General features: G+C 66.4%; 1 pseudogene. It reads right to left on the bottom strand.

Going from position 1 to position 1,406, the window contains the following annotated elements:
• Positions 1–1,406 (bottom strand): annotated as a pseudogene (locus CXR02_RS21840) (glycine dehydrogenase (aminomethyl-transferring)); the annotation flags it as partial.

Raw genomic sequence — 1,406 nt, forward strand, 5'->3', positions numbered from 1 at the left:
GTGTAGAGGACCGGGAAGTACTCGTTCAGGCGAGCCGCAACGTAGTTCGCCGCGAGCAGCGCCGACTTCGTGGCCTCAGTCAGGCCCTCGGCGCCCATCAGCTTCACATACGCCCAGGAGATCGGCAGGACACCGGCGGACCCGAACCGTGATGCGGAGATCGGGACGTCGTTGCCTTCGGTCCAGGTGGCCGCGTTGCCCGGCATGAAGGGTGCCAGGTGCGCCTTGGCTGCGACCGGGCCAACGCCCGGTCCGCCGCCGCCGTGCGGGATGCAGAACGTCTTGTGCAGGTTCAGGTGCGAGACGTCGCCTCCGAACTTGCCCGGCTGCGCCAAGCCAACGAGCGCGTTGAGGTTGGCGCCGTCCACATACACCTGGCCGCCCGCGGCGTGCACTGAATCGCACACCTCACGGACATCGGCGTCGTAGACCCCGTGCGTGGACGGGTAGGTGATCATGATCGCCGAGAGGACATCCTTGTTCGCCTCGATCTTGGCGTCAAGGTCAACGTGATCGATGCTGCCGTCAGGAGCCGTCGCGACAACAACCACCTTCATGCCGGCCAGGACAGCCGAGGCGGCGTTGGTGCCGTGGGCCGACGCCGGGATCAGGCAGACATTGCGCTGCTGGTCTCCGCGGGAGTGGTGATAGCCGCGGATGGCCAGCAGGCCCGCGAGCTCACCCTGCGACCCGGCGTTCGGCTGCAGGGAGACCTGATCGTAGCCCGTAATCTCGGTGAGCTGGTCTTCGAGATCGGCGATGACTTCGCGCCAGCCCACAGTCTGGGAGTCCGGTGCGAACGGGTGGATGGAGGCGAACTCCGGCCAGGAAATGGCTTCCATCTCCGCGGTGGCGTTCAGCTTCATGGTGCAGGAACCCAGGGGGATCATGGTCCGGTCCAGCGCCAGGTCCCGGTCGCTGAGCCTGCGGATGTAACGCAGCAGCTGGGTCTCGGAACGGTGGGTGTTGAACACCGGGTGCTGCAGGTAACCTGAGGAACGCTCGACGGCGGCATCCAGCGCGAACTCAGTGTCAGTCCCGGCGGCCGCGTCCACCGCCGCGGCACCAAAGGCTTCCAGCACACCGGCAACAATGGCCGGGGTGGTGGTTTCATCGGCGGAAACGCCGACGGTGTCGCCGTCGATGTGGCGCAGGTTGATGCCCTGGGCTTCCGCGGCGGCAACAATGGCCGCAGCCTTGCCGGGCACGGAAACCGTGACGGTATCGAAGAAGCTTGTGTGCAGGACGTCCAGGCCGGCCGCCTTCAGGGACGCGGCGATGGTTGCAGCGTGGCTGTGGGTGGTCTCCGCGATTGCCTTGAGGCCGTCGGGGCCGTGGTAGACGGCGTAGAACGAGGAGACGATGGCCAACAGTGCCTGCGCGGTGCAGATGTTGGACGTGGCCTT

The organism is Arthrobacter sp. 4R501 (genome assembly GCF_002929755.1).
Classification (GTDB): Bacteria; Actinomycetota; Actinomycetes; order Actinomycetales; family Micrococcaceae; genus Arthrobacter.